Origin of the sequence: Pseudomonas capeferrum, assembly GCF_000731675.1 — a bacterium.
Taxonomy (GTDB): Bacteria; Pseudomonadota; Gammaproteobacteria; order Pseudomonadales; family Pseudomonadaceae; genus Aquipseudomonas; species Aquipseudomonas capeferrum.
Genome location: NZ_JMIT01000001.1, coordinates 891757 through 916958 on the forward strand (window position 1 = coordinate 891757; position 25202 = coordinate 916958).

7 protein-coding genes (1 of these 7 running past the window's edge) are annotated in these 25202 nt (G+C 66.3%); 6 read left to right on the forward strand and 1 reads right to left on the reverse strand.

The genetic code is table 11. The annotated features are described in order from the left end of the window. The 4 genes from PC358_RS28265 to PC358_RS04020 form a co-directional block, all read left to right on the forward strand. On the forward strand, window positions 1-7949 hold the 3' portion of the coding sequence (locus PC358_RS28265; RefSeq protein ID WP_033697699.1) for a non-ribosomal peptide synthase/polyketide synthase. The gene continues 14374 nt to the left of window position 1, outside the view; 7949 of the gene's 22323 nt are visible here — the last part of the coding sequence; its start codon lies beyond the left edge, outside the window; its stop codon occupies window positions 7947-7949. After that, window positions 7946-19267, forward strand: coding sequence for a non-ribosomal peptide synthetase (locus tag PC358_RS04010; protein ID WP_033697700.1), 11322 nt, complete (start codon window positions 7946-7948; stop codon window positions 19265-19267). The genes PC358_RS28265 and PC358_RS04010 overlap by 4 nt, the downstream gene beginning before the upstream one ends. 63 nt (window positions 19268-19330) lie before the next feature. Continuing rightward, window positions 19331-20488 (forward strand): macrolide transporter subunit MacA, encoded by a 1158-nt coding sequence (macA, locus tag PC358_RS04015; RefSeq protein WP_033697701.1) that lies wholly within the window; start codon window positions 19331-19333, stop codon window positions 20486-20488. Between the two features lie 2 nt (window positions 20489-20490). Continuing rightward, a complete protein-coding gene (locus tag PC358_RS04020; protein ID WP_050506049.1) occupies window positions 20491-22494 on the forward strand; it encodes a MacB family efflux pump subunit in 2004 nt (667 codons plus the stop codon). Between the two features lie 161 nt (window positions 22495-22655). Here the strand turns inward: PC358_RS04020 and PC358_RS04025 are convergent, their stop codons facing one another. After that, entirely contained in the window at window positions 22656-23300 is a 645-nt protein-coding gene (locus PC358_RS04025; protein ID WP_033697702.1) for a helix-turn-helix transcriptional regulator, read from the reverse strand. A 219-nt stretch (window positions 23301-23519) separates the two neighbouring features. On the opposite strand from PC358_RS04025, the gene hisN reads away from it, so the two are divergent. Further along, the gene (gene hisN / locus PC358_RS04030) at window positions 23520-24311 is read left to right on the forward strand and encodes a histidinol-phosphatase (RefSeq protein WP_033697704.1); all 792 of its coding nucleotides are present in this window, start codon (window positions 23520-23522) and stop codon (window positions 24309-24311) included. A 148-nt stretch (window positions 24312-24459) separates the two neighbouring features. Next, window positions 24460-25191 carry a hypothetical protein gene (locus PC358_RS04035; RefSeq protein ID WP_033697706.1) on the forward strand — a complete coding sequence of 244 codons (732 nt, stop codon included), beginning with the start codon at window positions 24460-24462 and terminating at the stop codon, window positions 25189-25191. Window positions 25192-25202 lie beyond the last annotated feature (11 nt).

Here is a 25202-nt window from a genome sequence, read left to right on the forward strand (position 1 = left end):
ACCTGTTGGGCCTGGGCGTACGCCCTGGCGACCGGGTTGCGCTGTTGTTGCCACGCAGCATCGAACTGCTGGCGGCGCAACTGGCGGCCAGCAAGTGCGCTGCGGTGTTCGTGCCGCTGGACAGCAATGCGCCGGTCGAACGCCAGGCTTTCATGCTCGATGACAGCCAGGCGCGGGTGTTGCTCACCCTCAGCAGTGAACACGCGGTGGGCCACGCCCTGCGCGTCGAGCTGGACCGCCTTGACCTTGCCGGCTACCCGCAGCAGTCTCCGGGCCTGGTGGTGGATGCCGAAAGCGCCGCCTACATCATGTATACCTCCGGCTCTACCGGCACCCCCAAGGGCGTGCAGGTACCGCACCGGGCCATCGTGCGCCTGGTGATCAACAACGGCTTCGCCGACTTCACCTGCCAGGACCGCGTCGCGTTCGCCTCCAACCCGGCGTTCGACGCCAGCACCTTGGAAGTCTGGGCGCCGCTGCTCAACGGCGGCGCAGTGGTGGTCATCGACCAGCACCAGGTGCTGTCGCGTCAGGCCCTGCGTGAGGTGTTGCTGGAGCAGGGCGTGACGGTGCTGTGGCTGACTGCAGGCTTGTTCCACCAGTTTGCCGACGACTTGCTGCCGGCCTTCGCCAAGCTGCGTTACCTGATAGTTGGCGGCGATGTACTGGACCCGGCCGTGGTCAACCGGGTATTGCGCCATGGCGCCCCGGTGCACCTGCTCAATGGCTATGGCCCGACCGAAGCCACGACGTTCAGTACCACCTACGCCATCCGTGCGGTCGATGCGGGCAGCATTCCCATCGGCAAACCGATCGGCAATGGCCGCTGCTATGTGCTCGATGCGCGTCAGCAGCCGTTGCCAGTCGGCGCGGTCGGTGAGCTGTACATCGGTGGCGACGGCGTCGCCCTGGGTTACCTCGGCCAGCCCGCGCTGACCGCCGAACGCTTCCTCGACGACCCGTTCAGCCGCGAGCCGGGTGCGCGCATGTACCGCAGTGGCGACCTGGCCTGCTGGCAGGCCGACGGTACCTTGCGCTACCTGGGCCGTGCCGACCAGCAGATCAAGCTGCGCGGCTTCCGTGTCGAACTGGGCGAGATCGAAGCGCGCCTGGGGGCGTGCGCCGGGATCCGCGAGACGGCGGTGGTGGTGCGCGAAGATGTGCCGGGCGACAAGCGCCTGGTGGCTTATTTCACCGCCAGTGAGCCTGCCCCAGGCATTGCCGAACTGCACCAGCAGTTGCAAGGCCAGTTGCCGGACTACATGCTGCCGGCCGCCTATGTCTGCCTGGGTGGGCTGCCGCTGACCGCCAACGGCAAGCTTGACCGCCGTGCCTTGCCGCAGCCAGGCAGTGATGCCGTGCTGAACCGTGCGTTCGAGGCTCCGCAGGGTGAGGTCGAAACCACCTTGGCAGCGATCTGGGCCGAGCTGCTCAAGGTCGCGCAGGTCGGCCGCCACGACCATTTCTTCGAACTGGGCGGCCATTCGCTGCTGGCCGTGACCCTGGTCGAGCGCATGCGCAAGGCCGGCCTTGGCGCCGATGTGCGTGTGCTGTTTGCCCAACCGACGCTGGCAGCTTTGGCTGCTGCGGTGGGCAGCGGGCGCGAAGTGCAGGTGCCGGCCAACCGTGTGCCGCAAGGTGCCCGCCACATTACCCCGGACATGCTCAGCCTGATCACGCTCGACCAGGCCAGTATCGACCGTATCGTCGCCACCGTACCCGGCGGCGCGGCCAATGTGCAGGAGATCTACCCGCTGGCGCCGTTGCAGGAGGGCATCCTGTACCATCACCTGAGCGCCGCACAGGGCGATCCGTATCTGCTGCAATCGCGCCTGGCGTTCGACAACCTGGCGCAGTTGCAGCGCTGGGCGGGTGCCTTGCAGCAGGTTATCGACCGGCACGACATCCTGCGTACTGCGGTGGTCAGTGAAGGGTTGGAGCACGCCGTGCAGGTGGTATGGCGTGAAGCGCGGATGCAGGTGTGCGCAATCGGCGGCTTGGCCGCCGGCTCGGTGATCGACGCCTTGCAGGCACGCTTCGACGCCCGCCACCAGCGCCTGGACCTGTCGCGTGCACCGCTGTTGCGCCTGCTGCATGCCGACGACCCGGCCAACCAGCGTGTGGTGGCGATGTTGCAGTTCCACCACCTGGCCCTGGACCACACCGCCATGGAAGTCATCGCCAGCGAGATGCAGGCGGTGCTGGCGGGCCACGGCGAGCGCTTGCCGGCGCCAGTGCCTTACCGCACCTACGTCGCCCAGGCGCGCCTGGGGGCCAACGATGCCGGCCACGAGGCGTTCTTCCGCGACATGCTGGGCGACCTCGACGCGCCGACCTTGCCGTTCGGCCTGGCCGATGTGCAGGGGGATGGCCGCGCCATCGAAGAAGCCCGCCTGGCCATCGATGCCAGCTTGGCACGCGGCCTGCGCGAGCAGGCGCGACGCCTGGGGGTGAGCGCCGCCAGCCTGGCGCACCTGGCCTGGGCACGGGTGCTCGGGGTGCTCGCCAACCGCACCGATGTGGTGTTCGGCACGGTACTGATGGGGCGCTTGCAGGGCGGCGAAGGAGCCGACCGGGCGTTGGGCGTGTTCATCAATACCCTGCCGCTGCGCATCGACCTCTGCGCACCCGTGGCGCAAGCGGTGCGCATCACCCACCAGCGGCTCTCGGCGTTACTGGCGCACGAGCACGCGTCCTTGGCATTGGCCCAGCGTTGCAGTGGCGTGGCGGCATCCACGCCGTTGTTCAGCGCCTTGTTCAACTACCGTCACAGCACGGCAGGGGCACCTGCCGAGGCCGATACCGGCACCCCGGGCGTGCGCCTGCTGGGCGGCGAGGAGCGCAGCAACTACCCGCTGACCCTGAGTGTCGACGACCTGGGTGAAGGGTTTGCCCTGAGCGTGCTGGCCCAGGAGGGCATCGGCGCCGAACGGGTCGCCGGCTGGATGAACCAGGCCCTGATCGAGCTGTTGCAGGCCCTGACCCAAACGCCGGACAAACCGGTGGATACGTTGTCGATCCTCGACCCGGCAGCGCGCCGACAGGTGCTGGAAGCCTTCAATACCACCGCACGCGACTACCCGAAAGGGTTCACCGTGCACGCCCTGGTCGAAGCCCAGGCGGCCCGCACGCCGCAAGCGGCGGCGTTGGTGCAGGATGGCCAGGTGCTGAGCTATGGCGAGCTGAACCGCAGCGCCAACCGCCTCGCCCACCACCTGATCGAGCGTGGGGTAAAGGTCGGCGACCGGGTTGCGTTGTGCTTGCCGCGTACCCTGGAGCGCGTGCTGGCACTGCTGGCCGTGCTCAAGGCCGGTGCAGCCTACGTGCCGATCGACCCGGCGTACCCGGCCGAGCGCATCGCCTACCTGCTCGAAGACAGCGCACCGGCACTGGTGCTGGTCGAGTCCGCCACCCTGGCGCTGGTCGGCGAGACCCCTTGCGTCCAGCTGCACCGCGATGCCTGGCAGGGCGCAGCCGACAGCAACCCGCGTGTGGCAGGCCTGGATGATCGCCAACTGGCGTACGTGATCTACACCTCCGGCTCTACCGGCCAGCCCAAAGGGGTGATGGTCGAGCACGCCACACTGGCCAACCTGGTGCATTGGCACGGCGAGGCCTTTGCCCTGAACGCCGGTAGCCATACCAGCACGGTGGCCGGTTTCGGCTTCGATGCGGTGGCCTGGGAGGTGTGGCCGGCGTTGTGTGCCGGGGCCGTGCTGCACCTGCCGCCTGCGCGTATCGCCGCTGAGCACGTCGATGAACTGCTCGACTGGTGGCTTGCGCAACCGCTGGCGGTCAGCTTCCTGCCAACGCCGGTGGCCGAGCAAGCGCTGCGCCGCGAGCGCCAGCACCCGACCTTGCGCACGCTGCTGGTCGGGGGGGATCGCCTGCGCCAGTTCGAGCGTGACCCAGGCTTTGCCCTGGTCAACAACTATGGGCCCACCGAGGCCACGGTGGTTGCCACCTCCGGGCAGTTGGCGGCGGCCGGTGCGCTGCATATCGGCATGCCGATCGCCAACACCCGGGTGTATGTGCTCGACGAACGCCAGCAACCGCTGCCAGTGGGCGCCGTGGGCGAGTTGTACATTGGCGGGGCGGGGGTCGCCCGCGGTTACTTCAACCGCCCGCAACTGACCGCAGAGCGCTTTGTCGCCGACCCGTTCAGCGGGCAACCCGAGGCGCGGCTGTACCGCACGGGTGACCTGGTGCGCTGGAACGCTGACGGCACCCTCGACTACCTGGGCCGTAACGACGACCAGGTGAAGATTCGTGGTGTACGCGTGGAGCTTGGCGAGATCGAAAGCGTGTTGGCCGCCCAGCCCGGTATTGGCGATGCGGTGGTGCTGGTGCGCGGCGAGCGGTTGCTGGCCTGGTTCACCGAAACCGCACCGGTGGCCGTGGACACACTGCGCCAGGCGTTGCAGGCAAGCCTGCCCGCGCACCTGGTGCCGATGGCCTTCATGCATCTGCCGGCATTGCCGTTGACCAGCCATGGCAAGCTCGACCGCAACGCGTTGCCCGACCCCGACCCGAACCTGCTCGCAGGCCAGGCCCACGTTGCCCCGCAAGGTGAGGTGGAAACTGCCCTCGCGGCAGTATGGGCCGACATGCTGGGTGTCGAACGCGTGGGCCGGCACGACAACTTCTTCGAGCTGGGTGGCCATTCGCTGCTGGCCGTGAACCTGACCGCGCGCCTGCGCCGGGAAGGCTTGCAAGTCGATGTGCGCACGCTGTTCGGCCAACCGACCGTGGCGGCGCTGGCAGCAACCCTGGGCCAGGGAGGCCAGGTGCAGGTGCCGGCCAACCTGATCCCGGCTGGCTGCCAGCACATCACCCCGGGCATGCTGCCCCTGATCGCGCTGGAGCAGGCGGCCATCGAGCGCATCGTTGCCCAGGTGCCGGGCGGCGCCAGCAATGTGCAGGACATCTACCCGTTGGCGCCGTTGCAGGAGGGCATTCTCTATCACCACCTCAGCGCGCAGGCACATGACCCTTATGTGTTGCAGTCGCGCTTCGCCTTTGCCAGCCGCGAGCACCTGGACCACTTTGCCACAGCGCTGGGCAAGGTCATCGCCAGGCATGACGTGCTGCGCACCGCCGTGCTTTGGCAGGGCCTGCCGCAAGCCGTGCAGGTGGTCTGGCGGCATGCGCCGTTGTCGGTCATGCCGGGCGGCGATGAGCGCGATGCAACGCTCGACCTGGGCCAGGCACCGCTGATCCGCCTGCGCTACACCCAGCAGCCGGGTACGGAACGTATCGAAGCGACCCTGCAGTTCCACCACATCGTGCTCGACCACACCGCCATGGAGGTGGTCGGCGAGGAACTGATCGGTTACCTGCAGGGCGCTGGCGAGCCGGCGCAGGCGCCGGTGCCATATCGCAACTATGTAGCCCAGGCGCGGCTGGGTATCAGCCAGGCTGAGCACGAAGCGTTCTTCCGCGAGCAGTTGGCGGATATCGACGAACCGACCCTGCCGTTCGGCATCAGCGATGTACAAGGCGATGGCCGCGACATCGAAGAGGCCCAGCTGTGGCTGCTGGACGACCTGGCACAACGTCTGCGTCAGCACGGCCGGCAGCTGGGGATCAGCGTTGCCAGCCTGTTCCACCTGGCGTGGGCACGCCTGCTGGCGGCTGCCAGCGGCAAGGATCGCGTGGTGTTCGGCACCGTGCTGCTTGGCCGTTTGCAAGGCGGCGAAGGCGCCGAGCGGGCGCTGGGCATGTTCATCAACACCTTGCCGCTGCGGGTCGACCTGAACGAAGTGAGCCTGCGCGAGGGTGCGCAGGCCGTGCATCAGCGCCTCAGCGCCTTGCTGGCCCATGAGCACGCGTCCTTGGCCTTGGCCCAGCGTTGCAGCGGTGTGGCTGCGCCATTGCCGTTGTTCAGCGCCATGCTCAACTACCGGCACAGTACGCAGGTCACTGACAGCCAGCGTCAGGCTACCCAGGGTATGGAGAACCTCGAGAGCCAGGAGCGCAGCAACTACCCGTTGGGCCTGAACGTGGACGACCTGGGTGAAGGCTTCCGGCTGGTTGCCATGACCCCGGCCGAAGTGGGTGCGGCTCGTATTTGCGGGCAGATGAACCAGGTGCTGGAGGCGATGGTCGAGGCCCTGGAGCAGACGCCACAGTTGCAATTGCAGCGCTTGCCGGTGCTGGCGCCAGAGGAACGCCAGCGGGTGTTGGTGGACTTCAATGACACCGCGGTGGCTTACGACCTTGAGCAGACCTTGCACGGGCTGATCGAGGCGCAGGTGGTGCGCACGCCAGATGCGGTTGCAGTGCGGGCCGAGGAAGGCACGCTCAGCTACCGCGAGTTGAATGAACAGGCCAACCGCCTGGCGCATCACTTGATCGCGTTGGGCGTGAAGCCTGATGATCGGGTGGCGATCTGCGTCGAACGTGGGCTGTCGATGGTGGTTGGCCTGTTGGCCATCCTCAAGGCGGGCGGCGCCTATGTGCCGGTGGACCCGGATTACCCGACCGAACGCGTGCGCCACATGCTGAGCGACAGCGCGCCAGTGGCGGTGCTGGTGCACAGCGCTACGCGCCACGTACCGGAGGCGGTCCGGCTTATTGATCTGGACCGGCCAACCTGGAACGCGCAGCCTTCCAGCAACCCGGTAGTTCCTACGTTGACCCCACGTCATCTGGCCTACGTGATCTACACCTCTGGCTCCACCGGCTTGCCGAAGGGTGTGATGAACGAGCACGCCGGTGTAGTTAACCGCTTGCTGTGGATGCAGGACGCCTACAACCTCGGCGCAGAAGACGTTGTCTTGCAAAAGACCCCATTCAGCTTCGACGTGTCGGTGTGGGAGTTCCTCTGGCCGCTGCAAACCGGCGCATGCCTGGTCATGGCTCGCCCCGGTGGCCATCGTGACCCTGAGTACCTGCGCCAAGTGATCCGCAGCGAAGGCGTCACCACCTTGCACTTCGTGCCATCGATGCTGGATGTGTTCCTTGCTCATGGCGACGCTTCGGCAGATGCCCTCAAGCGCGTGCTGTGCAGCGGTGAAGCCTTGCCGGGCAGCCTGGTACGGCGTTTCCACGCGCAGTTGCCAACGGTCGAGCTGCATAACCTGTATGGCCCGACAGAAGCGGCGGTGGACGTCAGCGCCTGGCATTGCATGACGGCGCCGGACAACACCCCAATCGGCAAGCCCATCGCCAACACCACGCTGTACGTGCTCGATACGCTGGGCCAGCCGGTACCGCAAGGCGTCGCTGGCGAGCTGTTCATCGGCGGCGTGCAAGTCGCCCGTGGCTACCTCAACCGCGCCGAACTGACCGCCGAACGCTTCATCGACGACCCGTTCAGCACTCGCCCCGGCGCACGCCTGTACCGCACTGGCGACCTGGCGCGGCACCTGAGCGATGGCAATATCGAGTACCTGGGCCGCAACGACGACCAGGTGAAAATCCATGGCTTGCGCATCGAGCTGGGTGAAATCCAGGCCGGCCTGACCGCCATCGAGGGAGTGACGGAAGCGGTTGTAATCGCCCGCGACCAGCGTCTGGTGGCGTACTACACCGGCGAGCAGCAGGCCGTGGAAGCCCTGCGCAGTGCACTGCTGGCTCATCTGCCAGCGTTCATGGTGCCCGCGCTGTTCATGCACTTGGAGGCCCTGCCGCTAAGCCCCAACGGCAAGCTCGACCGCAAGGCCTTGCCGCTGCCGGACGCCGAAGCCCTGCAACACCGCGAATACCAAGCCCCCGAAGGCGACACCGAGACCCTGCTGGCCACGATCTGGGCCGAACTGCTGGGCGTGGAGCGGGTAGGTCGCCACGACAATTTCTTCGAACTGGGCGGCCACTCACTGCTGGCAGTGACCCTGACCTCCCGCCTGCGCGACCAAGGCCTGGAAGCCGATGTGCGCGCCCTGTTCGACCAACCGACATTGGCAGGCTACGCAGCCATCACAGACAGAATGGAGATCGTCCTGTGAGCATCAACCAACTACTGGCAACACTGACGGCCAAAAACGTGCAGCTGGCGCTGAAGGACGGCCAGCTGGCCGTCCAGGGCAACCGCCAGGCCTTGACCGACGCCACACTGGTGGCGCAACTGCGCGAGCACAAGCCGGCGCTGGTGGCGATGATCGAGCGCGGCGAGTACGTGGCCGTGAGACAGGGCGCGGTGCAGGTGCCGGCAAACCTGATCGCGCCTGGCTGCACACGCATCACCCCGCAAATGCTCAACCTGATCGACCTCGACCAGGACACCCTCGATGGCATCGTTGCCTGCATCCCCGGCGGCGCGGCCAATGTGCAGGACATCTACCCGCTGGCACCCTTGCAGCAGGGCATGTTGTTCCACCATGCCAGCGCCACCGACAGCGACCCTTACGTGATGCAGGCGCGTTTCGTGTTCGCCAGCGAAGCACGCCTGCAGGCGTTCGCCGAGGCCCTGCGCGGGGTGATCGCCCGCCACGATATCCTGCGCACCTCGGTGCACTGGGAAGGGCTGGAAACACCGGTACAGGTGGTGTGGCGCCGTGCCGACCTGCAAGTGGCGACACTGCCCGCCAGCGACCCCCAGCGCGGCATGCTCGACTTGACCCAGGCGCCGCTGATCCGCCTGCTGCGTGAGGCCCCAGAGGCCGATGGCGCATTGAGTGCCACCCTGCAGTTTCATCACATCGCCATGGACCACAGTGCCCTGGAGGTGGTGCGCCACGAACTGATCGCGTTTCTGGCGGGCGAGGGCGAGCGCCTGGGCACGCCGGTGCCGTTTCGCAACTACGTGGCGCAGGCCGTGCTGGGGATCAGCGAGGCCGAGCACGAGGCGTTCTTCCGCGACATGCTGGAGGGCATTGATGAATCGACTCTGGCGTATGGCATCCAGGATGTGCAAGGCGTTGGCGAAGTGCACAACGAGCACTCGCTCGACCTGCCGCTCGCCCTGTGCCAGCAACTGCGCACCCTGGCGCGCAGCCTGGGGGTGAGCGTCGCCAGCGTGTTCCACCTGGCCTGGGGGCGTGTGCTGGGGGGGCTGACCGGCCGTGAGCAGGTGGTGTTCGGCACGGTACTGATGGGGCGCCTGCAAGGGGCCGAAGCCACTGACCGGGCGTTGGGGATTTTCATCAACACCCTGCCAGTACGTGTGGACCTGGGCAGCGAGGACCTGGCAACGGCCATTCGCGCCACCCACCAGCGGCTGAGTGCATTGATGCGCCACGAACACGCGCCTCTGGCGCTGGCCCAGCGTTGCAGCGGTGTGGCAGCGCCGGCGCCGCTGTTCAATGCCTTGCTCAACTACCGTCACAGCGCGGTGGACACTACCCAACCACGCCGCGCAGCCCTGGCGGGTATCGACATCGTCGAGTCCGCCGAGGCCACCAACTACCCGTTGACCCTGAGCGTCGATGACCTGGGTGAGGGCTTTCGCCTGACCTTGCTGGCCAGTGCCGAGGTCCCGGCGCAGCGCGTCTGCGGCTATTTGCAGCAGGTCCTTGAAGGCCTGTTGCAGGCCCCTCAGGCAGCGGTCACGGCGCTTGCCATGCTGCCTGACAGCGAGCGCCAGGAACTGCTGGAAACGTTCAACGATTACCCGGCCAGCTACGAACGGCAGCTGGCGCTGCACCAGCGCATCGCACAACTGGCCGAGCAGTACCCTGACCACGTTGCCGCCACCTGCGCCGGCGCGTGCCTGACTTACGCCGCGCTCAACCGCCAGGCCAATGCCCTTGCGCAGCACCTGATCAGCCTGGGGGTGCGGCCCGATGACCGTGTCGCCGTGGTCGCCCGGCGCAGCCTGGAGACGCTGGTTGGCTTGTTGGCTGTGCTCAAGGCAGGGGCGGGCTACGTGCCGGTAGACCCGGCCCACCCGGATGAGCGCGTGCACTACCTGCTCAGCGACAGCGGCCCGGTGGTGGTACTGACGCAACAGGCATTGCAGGCGCGCCTGGGGCCCGTTGAGGTGCCGGTGCTGCTGCTGGACCAGCCGGGCTGGCCCGCCTGCGACAGCAACCCCCTTGTGCCCGGCCTGGATGCAAGCAACCTGGCCTATGTGATCTACACCTCGGGCTCGACCGGTCAGCCCAAGGGGGTGATGGTCGAGCACCGCACGGTCAACAACCTGGTCGACTGGCATTGCCGCGCCTTTGACCTGTGCCCTGGCCGGCACACGTCGAGCCTGGCCGGCTTTGGTTTCGATGCCATGGCCTGGGAAGTCTGGCCGGCGTTGTGTGCCGGGGCTACGTTGCACCTGGCGCCAGCATCCCAGGGCAACGAAGACCTCGACGCCATGCTCGCCTGGTGGCAGGCACAGCCGCTGGACGTCAGTTTCCTGCCCACGCCGGTGGCCGAATACGCCTTCAATCACCAGCTCGAACACCCGACTTTGCGCACTCTGTTGATCGGCGGCGACCGCCTGCGCCAGTTCAACCGCACCCAGCGCTTTGCCGTGGTCAACAATTACGGCCCCACTGAAACCACCGTGGTGGCCAGCTCTGGCGTGTTGGAGCCCGGCGCGGCGCTGCACATCGGCCGGCCGGTCGACAACGCGCGCCTGTATGTCCTCGACGCCCATCAGCAACCTGTCGCGCTGGGCGTGCCAGGGGAGCTTTACATTGGCGGTGCCGGGGTCGCCCGGGGCTACCTGAACCGCCCGGCATTGACCGCCGAGCGCTTCCTTGACGACCCCTTCGTCGCCACGGCCGGCGGGCGTATGTACCGCACGGGCGACCTGGTGCGCTGGTTGCCCGACGGCACCCTGGACTACCTGGGGCGCAACGACGACCAGGTCAAGATCCGCGGCGTACGCATCGAACTGGGCGAAATCGAAAGCCGCCTGAGCGCCTTGGCCGGCATCGATGAGGCGGTGGTGCTGGCCCGCGAGGACCAGCCCGGCCAGCCACGGCTGGTGGCTTACTTCACCGCCCAGGCCGACGTCAAGCCGCTCACCCCCGAAGGCCTGCGTGCCCAGTTGCAGGCGCACTTGCCCGAATACATGGTGCCGGTGGCGTTCGTCGCGCTGCAGGCGTTGCCGCTGACTGCCAATGGCAAACTCGACCGCCGGGCATTGCCCCAGCCTGACCGCTCGGCATTGTTCGAGCAGGGTTACGAGGCCCCCGAGGGCGAGCTGGAGCAGGCCCTGGCGCACGTGTGGGCCGAGCTGCTGCAGGTCGAACGCGTCGGCCGTCGCGACCATTTCTTCAGCCTTGGCGGCCATTCCTTGCTGGCCATGCGCATGGTCTCCCAAGTGCGCGTGCGCCTGGGCGTCGAGCTGAGCCTGAGCGAACTGTTCGCCAACCCGGAGCTGGCTGCGGTGGCCGACGTGCTGGCCAAGGCCGTGCGCAGCGAGCTGCCGGCGATATGCCCGGTGCCGCGCGATGCGCCGCTGCCAATGTCGTTTGCCCAGCAGCGGTTGTGGTTTCTGGCGCAGATGGACGGCGGCAACCAGGCTTACAACGTGCCGATGGCCCTGGTCCTGCGCGGGCCACTGGACGCGGATGCCCTCGAGACTGCATTGCTGCGGATCATCGAGCGCCACGAAACCTTGCGCAGCCGCTTCGTGCCGCGTGATGCCAGTGCCGAGGTGGTGTTTGCCGCCACAGCGGGTGGCGAGTGGTTCCAGCGCGAAGACATTGGCGCCGATGCCCTGCCAGCCCGCTTGCATGAAGCGGCCAGTGCACCGTTCGACCTGGCCCACGGGCCGTTGCTGCGGGCGTGTCTGCTGCGCCTGGGCGCCGAGCATCATGTGCTGGCCCTGGCCGTGCACCACATCGTCGCCGACGGCTGGTCGCTGGGTGTGCTCACGCACGAGTTGAGCGCGCTGTACACCGCCATCTGCCAAGGCAGGGATGAACCACTGCCGGCGTTGGCCATTCAGTATGGCGATTACGCCGTTTGGCAGCGCCGCTGGCTATCCGGCGCCCAGTTGCAGCGCCAGGCCGATTACTGGCGCCAGGCCCTGGACGGCGTGCCCAGCCTGCTCAAGCTACCCAGCGACCGCCCACGCCCCGAGCGCCAGGACTTTGCCGGGGCAAGCCTGCCACTGCAGCTGGAGCCACGCCTGGCGGCGGGCCTGCGCACCCTGGCCCAGCGTCATGGGGTGACGCTGTACATGGCCGTGCTCAGCGCCTGGGCTGGCGTGCTGTCGCGGTTGTCCGGCCAAGCTGAGGTGGTGATCGGTTGCCCTGTAGCGGGCCGCGGCCGAGCCGAGCTGGAGCCCTTGGTGGGCTTGTTCGTCAATACCCTGGCCGTGCGCATCGACACTGCAACAGCACCGACAGCGCACGACCTGCTAGAGCAGGTGCGCGCGCGTGTACTGGACGCCCAGGCGCACCAGGACTTGCCGTTCGAACAGGTGGTGGAAATCGTTCGCCCGCTGCGCAGCCTGGGCCATACGCCGTTGTTCCAGGCCACCCTGAACTGGCAGGCCACCGAGGGTGCCGCCTTGCAGTTGCCGGGCCTGCAACTGGAAGCCGTGGCCCAGGCTGGCCAGGTGGCCAAGTTCGACCTGACGCTGAACCTTGGCGAGCATGGCGACAACTTGCGTGGCAGCCTCGACTACGCCACTTCGCTGTTCGACGAAGCCACCGTGCGGCGCTATGTGGGCTACTTCGAGACGTTGATGTGGGCCATGATCGATAACGATCAACAGCCACTGGCGCAGGTGCAGCTGGTTGGCGACGCAGAACGTCAGGCCTTGCTGAATGGCTTCAATGCCACCCAGCGCGACTACCCCCGCGAATGTGCGGTGCAGCGCTTGTTCGAACAGCGCGTGGCCCGCCACCCGCTGGCACTGGCGGCGGTGCATGGCGACCAGGCCGTGGACTACGCCACGCTTAATGAACGCGCCAACCGCCTGGCGCATTACCTGAAGGGCACCGGTGTGGCGCCGGGCGCCTGCGTTGCGGTGCTGTTGCCGCGCTCGTTGCAACTGCTGGTGGCGCAGCTGGCAGTGCTCAAGTGTGGTGCGGTCTATGTACCGTTGGACATCCATGCCCCCGCCGATCGCCAGGCGTTCGTGGTCGAGGACTGCCAGGCCGCCGCAGTGCTGACGCTTGCCGCTACGCCAGTCGATCTTGCGGTGCGGCGTGTGAACCTCGACCAACTGTCACTCGACGACCAGCCCGGCCACAACCCTGGGCTGGCCCAGGACGCTGGGAGCACGGCCTATGTGATGTACACCTCCGGCACCACCGGCAAACCCAAGGGCGTTTGCGTCACGCACCGGGGCATCGCGCGGCTTGTGCTGAACGACAGCTTTGCCGAATTGACGGCGGGCGACCGTATCGCCTTCGCCTCCAACCCGGCATTCGATGCCAGCACCCTGGAGGTCTGGGGCGCACTGCTCAACGGCGGGCAGGTGCGGGTGATCGATCACCACACGCTGGTCGATCCGCAGCGTTTCGCGGCGGCGCTGGTGGACCAAGGCATCACCGTACTGTTCCTGACCACGGCGCTGTTCAACCAGTACGTGCAACTGATCCCCGAGGCCTTGGCGCTGCTGCGCGTGTTGATCAGCGGCGGTGAGCGTGCAGAGCCCGCGGCCTTCCGTACGCTGCTGCAGAAGGCGCCTGGGTTGCGCCTGGTCAATGGCTACGGGCCGACCGAAACCACCACCTTCGCGGTCACTTTCGAAGTGCATGAACTGGCGCCGAACGCGCCTCAGGTGCCGATTGGCCGGCCTATCGGCAACACCCAGGTGTATGTGCTGGACGCCTGGCAGCAACCCGTGCCGCAGGGGGTGGTCGGTGAGCTGTACATCGGCGGTGACGGTGTGGCCCTGGGCTACCTGAATCGCCCGGAACTGACGGCGCAGCGTTTCATCGATGACCCGTTCAGCCAGCAACCCGGTGCCAGGCTGTACCGCACCGGCGACCTGGTGCGCTGGCAGCCTGACGGCCAATTGGAGTGCCTGGGGCGCAATGACGACCAGGTCAAGATCCGCGGCTACCGGATCGAGCTGGGTGAAATCGAGCAGCAGTTGGCCTTGGCACCGGGGGTTGGCGAGGTGGTGGTGATGGCCGTGCCTGGCGAACAGGGGCCGCTGCGGCTGGTGGCCTGGTTCACCCGGCTCGAGGCAGCGCTGCAGGCCACAGAGCTGCGCGCGTTCCTGCGTGGCCGCTTGCCGGAATACATGGTGCCGAGCGCCTTTGTCGCGCTGCCACGGATGCCGCTGAACAACAACGGCAAGGTCGATCGCCAGGCCTTGCCGGCACCGGGGCCCCAGGACCTTGCGCTGACGGCTTACGAGGCGCCGGAAGGCGAGCGCGAGCAGGCGTTGGCCACGCTGTGGGGCGAACTGCTGCAACTGCAGAGCGTCGGGCGCCAGGACCGCTTCTTCGAACTGGGGGGCCATTCGTTGCTGGCGATGCGCATGGTGGCCCAGGTTCGCCAACGCCTGGGCCTTGAGCTGGCCCTGGGTGATCTGTTCGCCGATGACAGCCTGGCGGCGGTTGCGGCGCGCCTTGCCCATGACGGCAATGCGTTGCCGGCTATCCAGCCGGGCCCACGCCAGGGTGCCTTGCCGCTGTCGTTCGCCCAGCAGCGGCTGTGGTTTTTGGCGCAGATGGAGGAGGCCAGTGCGGCCTATCACATTCCGCTGGCCCTGCGCTTGCAGGGCCGCCTGGACTGCGCGGCGCTGGAGCGGGCCTTGCGGCGCCTGGTCGAGCGCCATGAGAGTTTGCGCAGCCATTTTGTGAAGCGGGACGGCGAGCCGCAGGTGGTACTGGCCAGCGGCAGCGATGGCTTCCAGCTTGGTTGGGAAATCTGCAATGGGCTGGATGAGCTAGCGCTGGCGGCGCTGATTCGCGAGGAGGCCGGCCGACCCTTCGCCCTGGCCAGGGACTTGCCGGTACGGGCGCGCATGCTGCAGCTCGCCCCGGACCACCATGTGCTGTTGCTGACCTTGCATCATCTGGTGGCCGACGGCTGGTCGCTGGCCGTGTTGGTACGCGAGTTGGGGGCGCTGTACCAGGCTTTCGGCAGCGGTGGCGACGACCCGTTGCCAGCCTTGCCTGTGCAGTACATCGACTATGCCCTGTGGCAGCGGCGCTGGCTGAGCGGCGATGCGCTGCGCCAGCAGGCCGATTACTGGGTCGGCCAGTTGGCCGGGGCACCGGCGCTGATCAGCCTGCCCTGGGACCACCCACGGCCCGAGCGCCAGCAGTATGCCGGTGGCAGCGTCGCGGTGTGCCTGGAGCCGCGCTTGAGCCGCGACCTGAAAGCGCTGTGCCGGCGCCATGGTGTGACGCCTTACATGCTGTTCATGGCGGCCTGGGCGGTGCTGTTGAGCCGGCTTGCCGGCCAGGACGAAGTGGTGATCGGCTCGCCCGTGGCCAACCGCAGGCAAGCGGAAGTGGATGGCCTGGTCGGCATGTTCGTGAACGCCATGGCGTTGCGCGTGCAGACTTCGGATGCACCGGATGTCGCCACGTTGCTGGCCAGGGTCAAGGCCGTGGTGCTGGCCGGGCAGGCGCACCAGGACCTGCCGTTCGAGCAGGTGGTCGAGCTGCTGCGCCCACGCCGCAGCCTGGCGCATACGCCGCTCTACCAGGCCACCCTGGACTGGGACGCCAGCCCGGAGCGGCAGGCGCTGCAGTTGGCGGACCTGGCGGTGAGCGCAGTGGGTGGGCCGGCATGCATTGCCAAGTTCGACCTGAGCCTGAGCCTGGGCGAGGCTGGCGAAGGCTTTGCCGGCGGTATCGTCTACGCGACAGCCCTGTTCGAGCGGGCCACCATCGAGCGTTATGCGGGGTATTTCGAACAGTTACTGTGGACCTTCGTTGAAAGTGATCGGGCCATCCCTGCCCATACCGGGTTGCCCGATGCCGATGAGCGCAAGCGGTTGCTGCAGGGCTTCAACGATACTGCGGTGGCTTACGACCTTGAGCAGACCCTGCATGGGCTGATTGAAGCTCAGGTCGTGCGCACACCGGATGCGGTTGCAGTGCGGGCCGAGGAAGGCACGCTCAGCTACCGCGAGTTGAATGAACAGGCCAACCGCCTGGCGCATCACTTGATCGCGTTGGGCGTGAAGTCTGATGATCGGGTGGCGATCTGCGTCGAACGTGGGCTGTCGATGGTGGTTGGCCTGTTGGCCATCCTCAAGGCGGGCGGCGCCTATGTGCCGGTGGACCCGGATTACCCGACCGAACGCGTGCGCCACATGCTGAGCGACAGCGCGCCAGTGGCGGTGCTGGTGCACAGCGCTACGCGCCACGTACCGGAGGCGGTCCGGCTTATTGATCTGGACCAGCCAACCTGGAACGCGCAGCCTTCCAGCAACCCGGTAGTTCCTACGTTGACCCCACGTCATCTGGCCTATGTGATCTACACCTCTGGCTCCACCGGCTTGCCGAAGGGTGTGATGAACGAGCACGCCGGTGTGGTCAACCGCCTGCTGTGGATGCAGGACGCCTACAACCTCGGCGCAGACGATGTGGTCTTGCAAAAGACCCCATTCAGCTTCGACGTGTCGGTGTGGGAGTTCCTCTGGCCGCTGCAAACCGGCGCACGCCTGGTCATGGCTCGCCCCGGTGGCCATCGCGATCCGGAGTACCTGCGTCAGGTGATCCGCAGCGAAGGCGTCACCACCTTGCACTTCGTGCCATCGATGCTGGATGTGTTCCTTGCTCATGGCGACGCTTCGGCAGATGCCCTCAAGCGCGTGCTGTGCAGCGGTGAAGCCTTGCCGGGCAGCCTGGTACGGCGTTTCCACGCGCAGTTGCCAACGGTCGAGCTGCATAACCTGTATGGCCCGACAGAAGCGGCGGTGGACGTCAGCGCCTGGCATTGCATGACGGCGCCGGACAACACCCCAATCGGCAAGCCCATCGCCAACACCACGCTGTACGTGCTCGATACGCTGGGCCAGCCGGTACCGCAAGGCGTCGCTGGCGAGCTGTTCATCGGCGGCGTGCAAGTCGCCCGTGGCTACCTCAACCGCGCCGAACTGACCGCCGAACGCTTCATCGACGACCCGTTCAGCACTCGCCCCGGCGCACGCCTGTACCGCACCGGCGACCTGGCGCGGCACCTGAGCGATGGTAATATCGAGTACCTGGGCCGCAACGATGATCAGGTGAAGATCCATGGCCTGCGCATCGAGCTGGGTGAAATCCAGGCCGGCCTGACGCGGATAGAGGGGATCAAGGAAGCCGTGGTGATCGCCCGCGAACAGCAGCTGCTCGCGTACTACACGGGCCAATTCCATCCAGTGGAAGCGCTGCGCTCGTCGTTGCTCGGGCACCTGCCGACGTTCATGGTTCCCGCGCTGTTCATACACCTGGAGGTGCTACCGCTAAGCCCCAACGGCAAGCTCGACCGCAAGGCCTTGCCGCTGCCGGACGCCGAAGCCCTGCAACACCGCGAATACCAAGCCCCCGAAGGCGACACCGAGACCCTGCTGGCCGCGATCTGGGCCGAACTGCTGGGCGTGGAGCGGGTAGGGCGCCACGACAACTTCTTCGAACTCGGCGGCCATTCCCTGGCCGCGATCCGGCTGGTCGACAAGATCACCAAGGCGGGTTTGCAAGTGGCCATCAACGATGTGTTCCAGCAGCCCAGCGTCGCCTTGCTGGCGGCGCGGCTGGGCAACCGGGATGCCGCGCCGCGTGGTGTGATCACGGTGCGGGCCAGCGGTACGCAGACGCCGCTGTTCCTGGTTCACGAATTCACCGGCCTGGACTTCTACTTCCCGGTGCTGGCCCAGCACCTGCCCGGTGACTTCGCTATCTACGGACTGCCCGGCGTACCGGGTGACCGCCCACAACCACGCACCCTGGAGTGTCTGGCCCGCTACCACATCGAGCAGATGCGCAGCGTAAAGCCGCAGGGGCCTTACCGCCTGGCCGGCTGGTCGTTCGGTGGGGTACTGGCCTTCGAGATCGCCAACCAGTTGCTGGGTGCGGACGAGCCAGTCGAGTTCCTGGGCTTGATCGACACTTATGTGCCGCGCCTGGCCGACCAGGGCAAGGCGCGCTGGGAGGGGCCGCGTGCACTGGAGCGGCAGTTGCTGGCCAACTGCAGCCTGTTCTGGCGCACGCAGGGCCCGGCAGGCGCCGACAAGCTGGCGCGGTTGCAGCACCTGGAAGCCGGGGAGACGGGTTTTACCGCCCTGGTGGCCAGTTGCCGCGAACATCAGCTGCTGTATGGGCTGTGGGCGAGCATGACGGATGCGCAACTGCAGCACTACTTCACCCGCGAACTGGCGCACGGCCGAGCATTGGCGCATTACCGCCCTGCGCCGCTGAGTGTACCGGTGCACCTGCTGCGCGCCGAGCAGGGCAGCGACAGCCTGTCGGCCCTGGGCTGGGGCGAGACGCTGCCGACTCAGGCGCTGGTCGCCCTGGGCGTGCCGGGCGACCACCGCAGCGTGATGCAGGCGCCCCATGTGGCCGCGCTGGGGCAGGTGCTCGGGCAGGCGTTGGGCGCGGTGCCTAACGCCGAGGTGGCGGCTTATCAGCCGTTGGTAGCGATCCAGACCGGTCAGGCTGGGCACGCGCCGGTGTTCTGCGTGCCGGGGGCCGGCGACAGCGTCACCAGCTTCATTGGCCTGGCCGAAGCGCTGGGGCCGGACTGGCCGCTGTATGGCTTGCAGGCCCGCGGGCTGGATGGCTGCTCGGTGCCGCACAGCACGGTGGAAGCCGCTGCCGATTGCCATGTGCTGGCGATCGAGGCGCTGTACCCGCAGGGGCCGTTGAACCTGGTCGGGCATTCGTTCGGGGGCTGGGTGGCACATGCCATCGCCGCCAGGTTGCAAGCCAAGGGGCGGCAGGTGCGCTCATTGACGCTGATCGACAGCGAGGCCCCGGGCGAGGGTGGCACCTGTGGCCAGCCCTACACCTTCGGCGAAGCGTTGCAGCGGCTGGTCGACGCGCTGCAGCTTTCCACTGGCAAAGCGCTGGGCATCGACCCAGGTGCATTTGCCGACGCCAGCGACGATCAACAGTTGAGCCAACTGCACGCGGCCATGGTCCGGGTCGGCTTGATGCCGGCACGGTCGCAGCCCGCTGCGCTGAACGGCACCGTGCGCACCTTCGCCACGGCATTGCGCACGGCCTACCGGCCAACGCTGGCCTACAGCGGCGCGGTCGGGCTGGTATTGGTGGACGACCCGGGCCTGGATGCCTTGGGCAATGCGCGCGAGCATGCCGCCATGCAGGCCGGCTGGCAGCAACTGATGCCGAAGCTGGCGCTGTGGCAGGGGCCGGGTGACCACTTCAGCATCCTCAAGGTGCCGGACGTGTTCAGCCTGGCAGCCTGGTGGCACGACGGGCAGGCGCTGCAGCACGGCAAGGTTACCCCGTAATGATCGGCCTCCCCGACCCCGCTGGGGTCGGGTTATGCGAATCCCGAGAGAAAGTGAGTGTTCATGGAAAAGTCCAGATTCCGCAAATTCGGCCTCGGCATCGCCGTGGCCCTGGTGGCCGGCATCACGCTGTATGCCATCCAGGCCCCGGCCAAGCCGCCGCAGTACATCACCGCCACGGTCGAGCGTGGCGATATCGAGAACGCCGTGCTGGCCACCGGCACGTTGGAGGGCATCAAGCAGGTGGACGTCGGTGCCCAGGTTTCGGGCCAGCTGAGGTCGCTGAAGGTCAAGCTGGGCGACAAGGTCAGCGAGGGCCAGTGGCTGGCCGAGATCGACCCGCTGGTGCTGCGCAACACCTTGCGCCAGGCCGAAGTCGACGAGGACAAGCTGCAGGCCGAACGGCGTTCGACCCTGGCCCAGCTCAAGCAGGCCCGGCGGGTTTATGAGCGTTATCGCGAACTGCAGGCCGACGAGTCGGTGTCGCGCCAGGACTTCGAGAATGCCGAGTCGGAGTACGAAGTGCAGCAGGCCGCCGTGCGCTCGCTCGATGCGCAGATCCAAAGTGCCCGGGTCGAAATCGACACCGCCAAGGTCAACCTGGGTTACACCCGCATCAATGCGCCGATCAACGGCCATGTGGTGGGCATCGTCACCCAGGAAGGGCAGACCGTGATCGCCAACCAGCTGGCCCCGGTGCTGCTCAAGCTGGCCGACCTCGACACCATGACCGTGAAGGCGCAGGTGTCGGAAGCTGACGTGATCCACATCAGCCCCGGCCAGCAGGTGTACTTCACTATCCTGGGCGAAGACAAACGCTACTACGCCAAGCTGCGCGGCACCGAGCCTGCCCCGCAGAACTACGCGCAAAGCGCCGACAACAGCGATGGCAGCGCCGCCAAACCCAATGGTGCGGTGTTCTACAACGCGTTGTTCGAAGTGCCGAACCCCGAGCATCGCCTGCGCATCTCGATGACGGCCCAGGTGCATATCGTCCTCGACACCGCCCAAGGGGTGCTGACCGTGCCGGTGGCAGCGCTGGGCGCACGCAATGGCGACGGCAGCTTCCCGGTGCGGGTGCTCGATGCCAAGGGCTTTGCCCAGGTGCGCAACGTGCAAGCGGGGATCAACAACAACGTCAAGGTACAGGTGAAGGACGGCCTGGCCGAAGGTGATCGGGTGGTGATTGGTGATCCGGTGTCCGGCGAAGCAGGGGCGTGAGCATGAACATGAATGTCGAGCTGAGCGCGCCCCTGGCCGTGGCCAACGGCAACGGCGAACCGTTATTGCGCCTGCAGGGCGTCAGCCGCAGCTTCCTGGCGGGCGACCGCGAGTTCCTGGCACTCAAGGGCATCGACCTGCAGATTCACAGTGGCGAGCTGGTGGCGATCATCGGCGCATCAGGCTCGGGCAAGTCGACCTTGATGAACATCCTCGGCTGCCTGGACAACGCCAGCAGCGGCAGCTACCAGGTTGGCGGGCAGGAGACCCGCACGCTGGGCGATGACGCCCTGGCAGCGCTGCGCCGCGACCACTTCGGTTTCATCTTCCAGCGCTACCACCTGCTGCCGCACCTGGATGCCCTGCACAACGTCGAGATCCCTGCGGTGTATGCCGGCACCCCACAAGCGCAGCGCCACGCGCGGGCACGTGAGTTGCTCACGCGTCTGGGCCTTGTAGGGCACCTGGGGCACCGCCCCAGCCAGCTTTCCGGGGGGCAGCAGCAGCGGGTGAGTATCTGCCGGGCGCTGATGAACGGCGGCCAGGTGATCCTCGCCGATGAGCCGACCGGTGCGCTGGACACTGCCAGTGGCAAAGAGGTGATGAACATCCTGCTGGAGCTGCACGCGGCCGGGCACACGGTAATCCTGGTCACCCACGACCCTAAGGTCGCCGCCCATGCCGAACGGATCATCGAGGTCAGCGACGGGCAGATTGTCAGCGACCGGCGCACTGGCACGGTAGCCGTGCCCACCCCGGCCGCGGAGCCGCCACGGGCCGCCGAACCTGCCCGGCGCCTGGTGGCCAGCCTGGGGATGTTCCGCGAGGCCTTCAAGATGGCCTGGATCGCCTTGATCTCGCACCGCATGCGCACCTTGCTGACCATGCTCGGGATCGTCATCGGTATCACTTCGGTGGTGTCCATCTCGGCCATCGGCGAGGGCGCCAAGGGCTATGTGCTCAAGGACATCCAGGCGATCGGCAGCAACACCATCGATATTTATTCGGGCAGCAACTTCGGTGATAGCCGGGCCAAGACCATCGAGACCCTGGTGCCGGCCGACGTGACCGCGCTCAACGCGCTGTACTACGTTGACAGTGCCACCCCGGTGATCGGCCAGAGCACCTTGGTGCGCTACCGCAACCTGGACGTCGACGTGCAGCTCAATGGCGTCAGCGAACACTACTTCCAGGTGCGCAACATACCCCTGGCTGCAGGCATCGTGTTCAGTGCCGACGACGCCCGGCGCCAGGCCCAGGTGGTGGTGATCGACCACAACACCCGCAAGCGGCTGTTCGGCCCCCATGTCGACCCGCTCGGGCAGGTGATCCTGGTAGGCAACCTGCCGTGCACGGTGATCGGCGTCACGGCCGAGAACAAGAACCTGTTCGTCGCCAGCAACCAGCTGAACATCTGGGTGCCCTACGAGACCGCCGCTGGCCGCGTACTCGGCCAGCGCCATCTGGACAGCATCAGCGTGCGCATCAAGGACGGCGTGCCGAGCAAGCGGGTGGAGGAGGAGGTGACCAAACTGATGCTGCAACGGCACGGCACCAAGGACTTCTTTACCAACAACCTCGACAGCATCATGCAGACGGTGCAGAAGACCAGCCGCTCGCTGACCTTGCTGCTGTCGCTGATTGCCGTGATCTCGCTGGTGGTCGGTGGTATCGGGGTGATGAACATCATGCTGGTGTCGGTGACCGAACGCACCCGGGAAATCGGTATTCGCATGGCGGTGGGGGCGCGGCAGTCGGATATCCGCCAGCAGTTTCTGGTAGAGGCGGTGATGGTCTGCCTGTTTGGCGGGGTGGTTGGCATTGGTTTGTCGTACGGGATCGGCTATCTGTTCGAGTTGTTCGTCAAACAGTGGGAGATGGTGTTCTCGCCAGCCTCGATCGTGATGGCGTTTGCCTGTTCGACCTTGATTGGCGTGTTGTTCGGGTTTGTGCCGGCACGTAATGCTGCGCGGCTTGATCCGATCGAGGCGTTGGCGCGGGATTGAGTTTTGCCTTGTCCGGCCTCTTCGCGGGGCAAGCCCGCTCCCACAGAGACTGCACTCCTACAGAGACTGCACTCCTACAGAGACTGCACTCCTACAGAGACTGTGCTTACTCTGTGGGAGCGGGCTTGCCCCGCGAAGAGGCCGTGACAGGCAACACATGATCAATCGGCGGTATACATCCAGCGCATCAACGAATGCCGCCCGCTGATCCCCAGCTTGATCGCCGCCCGGCGCAAATAGCTCTCGACGGTATTCACCTTCAAGGCCAACCGCTCGGCCTGCTCCGGGGCGGTAAGCCCGGCCAGCAGGCCAAGGCACACCTGGCACTCACGTTCTGACAACTTCAGCCCCGATTGCCCCAGGCGGTCGGTAAAGCGCTGCTCCAGGCTCTCCTGGGGGGGGCGCTCTGGGGCGGGTTGCAAGGCATTGATGTGTTTCTCCAGCATCGGCAACAGCAGCGGCGAGATATCGTCCAGGCGGTTGCGTTCGAAGGCCGAAAACCCGTAGGTCGAGTCGGCGCGCAGGACATGGATCTCATAGCGCGAATCGCCTTTGCGGCGGATCATGTGCAAGCGCGAAGGGTCGCTGAAATCCCTGGCCGGCGGCTCGTCCGAGGAAAACACCGTCTCGTCGATCAGGGTGGCGTGGCTGTCATAGCCGGCCGGTGCCATTGGCAACAGGCGTATGTGCGTGGCATCGATGGTCAGGTGGGCCTGGATCAGGTCGTGCAGCATGCGCGGGAACTGGCGGCTGCCGGTGCTGGCAATCACTTTGCCAATTTGCGGGTAGAGCAGGTGCGAATTCATCGTGTCATCCATGAGGTTCGGTGGTGCAAATCCCCGTCTGCCTGCTGGCCCGCATCCTGGGCCGCATTCGGGAGGTGATGGGTATCCTAGTACAACGATTGGGTGACGGTTAAATGAAGTGGCGATAATGTCATAATAGTGGCCATGGTGCTGGGCGGCTGGTGCGCCGCGGCTTGTCGGGTATGATGCTGGCCCCACTATCTTCAAGAGGCCTGCCCCATGTCCCTGAGTGCTGAACAGATCGTCGAATACCGCGCCTTTGCCGAGCAGCTGGCTGATGCCGCCGCGCTGGCGATCAAGCCGTATTTTCGCGCCAGCCTGGACGTCGAGGACAAGGGCGGGCGCTTGTATGACCCGGTGACGGTGGCCGACAAGGCGGCCGAAGACGCCATGCGCGAACTGATCCAGGCCCGCTACCCCGAGCACGGCATTCTGGGTGAAGAGCAGGGCGTGGCGGTGGGGACCAGCCCGTTGACCTGGGTGCTCGACCCGATCGACGGCACCCGCGCCTTCATCACCGGCTTGCCGCTGTGGGGCACGTTGATTGCCCTGAACGACGGTGTACGCCCGGTCGTAGGCGTGATGAACCAGCCCTTCACCGGCGAACGCTTCGTCGGCACCCCGCAAGGTGCCTGGAGCAGCGGCACCCCGCTGAAGACCCGCGCCTGCGCCGACCTGGCCTCGGCCACGCTGATGTGCACCACGCCGGACATGTTCGACACCGCCGAACGCAAGGCGGCCTTCGAGGCGGTTGCCGGCAAGGCCAGGCTGATGCGTTATGGTGGTGACTGCTATGCGTACTGCATGCTGGCTTCGGGCTTTGTCGATGTGATCGTCGAAGCCAGCCTGCAGCCGTATGACGTGCAGGCATTGATGCCGATCATCGAAGGGGCGGGCGGGCTGATCACGGCTTGGGACGGCAGCTCGGCGCAGCATGGCGGCTGTGTGGTGGCGTGTGGTGACCCGGTACTGCACGCGCAGATGGTGGAGATGCTGCGCCACGCCCTGTAAGTGCTGTGTTGTCGATGGCGGCCTCTTCGCGGGGCAAGTCCTGATACCCAGTTACCGCAACCATCGCACTTTTTCCGGTTTGTGCGCTCTATGCTTGGCCAGGCCGCGCTGATCCCCGGTGCGGCCGCCGAATATCGACCCGGTGCCGATGGTTGCAAGCCCTTTCAAAACCCTCCCCGGCCTGCTGCTGGCAGGCGCCTTGACCTGCCTGTGTGCCTGCACCCAGGAGCAGGGCCGTGACATCGTCAGCCAGTTTGGCAACGGCAAGCCCAGCGAGCTGTTCCAGACCAGTGTCGACCGCCTGGCGACGCTGTCCATGCGCGACAACCTGCAAAGCCTGTACCTGCTGATGAACAAGCTGTACCTGCGCAACCCGAACCAGTGGAAGATGTCCGGCTACGTCGATGCCGCCACGGCTGAGCGGCAGATTCGCATCGCCATCGAGCAGCGCCAACCCTTGGCGCAGTTGGGCAATCGGCGCGACCTTGCGGCCCTGAGTTACGCCCTGAGCCCGGAGTTTCGTGGCGATCGGGTCGGTGCGTTCATCTACGCCATCGGCAGCATGTTGATCACCGCCCATGGCGGGCGCTCCGAGTTCTACATGACCGACACCATCGACCCGCTGTTTGTCAACAACGCGGCGCGCAATATCGAGAAGGCCACCTGGATGCTCAGCCAGCGCCAGGATGCCAATGGCGTGCTGTTGCTGTTCTCCAACGAGATTTCAGAGGAGGGCAGCAACCTGAGTTTCGCCGTTGAGTTCGGCAAGATCGTCGCGCGCCTGGATTTGCTCGCAGAGCTGCTGGATGAGCGCTATCGGCGGATCGGGCTCAACTATGCGCAAAGCCTGTTGCTGATGAATTTTTTGCCGGTGCAGTGAATGCCCTGCCT

Coding starts and splice junctions, on each gene's coding strand:
- macA (WP_033697701.1), top strand. CDS start 19,331: ATGGAAAAGTCCAGATTCCGCAAATTCGGCCTCGGCATCGCCGTGGCC.
- PC358_RS04020 (WP_050506049.1), top strand. CDS start 20,491: ATGAACATGAATGTCGAGCTGAGCGCGCCCCTGGCCGTGGCCAACGGC.
- PC358_RS04025 (WP_033697702.1), bottom strand. CDS start 23,300: ATGAATTCGCACCTGCTCTACCCGCAAATTGGCAAAGTGATTGCCAGC.
- hisN (WP_033697704.1), top strand. CDS start 23,520: ATGTCCCTGAGTGCTGAACAGATCGTCGAATACCGCGCCTTTGCCGAG.
- PC358_RS04035 (WP_033697706.1), top strand. CDS start 24,460: ATGGTTGCAAGCCCTTTCAAAACCCTCCCCGGCCTGCTGCTGGCAGGC.